This is a genomic window from Autumnicola edwardsiae, assembly GCF_031846505.1.
GTDB classification, from domain to species: domain Bacteria; phylum Bacteroidota; class Bacteroidia; order Flavobacteriales; family Flavobacteriaceae; genus Autumnicola; species Autumnicola edwardsiae.
In genome coordinates, this window is record NZ_JAVRHP010000315.1 from 1 (window position 1) to 408 (window position 408).

A 408-nucleotide genomic window follows, 5' to 3' on the forward strand; every position below is an offset into this window, starting at 1 on the left:
TGGTATTGTAGCCTTTTTTAAGATATCTCGTTCCATTTCCGCATCCTTTAGCTGTTTTTTCAAACGGGTGATCTCTTTTATTTCATCAGTCAATTTGGGATTGCCCGACCCGGAAAACTATTCTTTCCATAATCTTTTTGTTCTTTACGCCAACGGTAAAGCACCGCAGGGAGAATGTCCAGACACTGCCTTTAACATAACTCAATTCTAATTTCTTTAGAAATGAAGTTGCACTCGTCTAGAAATAAAAAAGCCCAACATTTCTGTCAGGCTTTATTTTGCTCCCCCTCTTGGGCTCGAACCAAGGACCCTTTGATTAACAGTCAAATGCTCTAACCAACTGAGCTAAGGAGGAATTTCAGTATGTCTTCAGTGTCATTTTAAAAGGTCACTAACACCCTTTTTATT

Annotated in this window: 1 tRNA gene and 1 pseudogene; both read right to left on the reverse strand. The window is 39.0% G+C overall.

The window, feature by feature from the left end:
- Window positions 1-182, reverse strand: a pseudogene (locus tag RM529_RS17830) (transposase); the annotation flags it as partial.
- Window positions 183-281: 99 nt separating this feature from the next.
- Window positions 282-355, reverse strand: a tRNA-Asn gene (locus RM529_RS17835).
- Window positions 356-408: the final 53 nt, after the last annotated feature.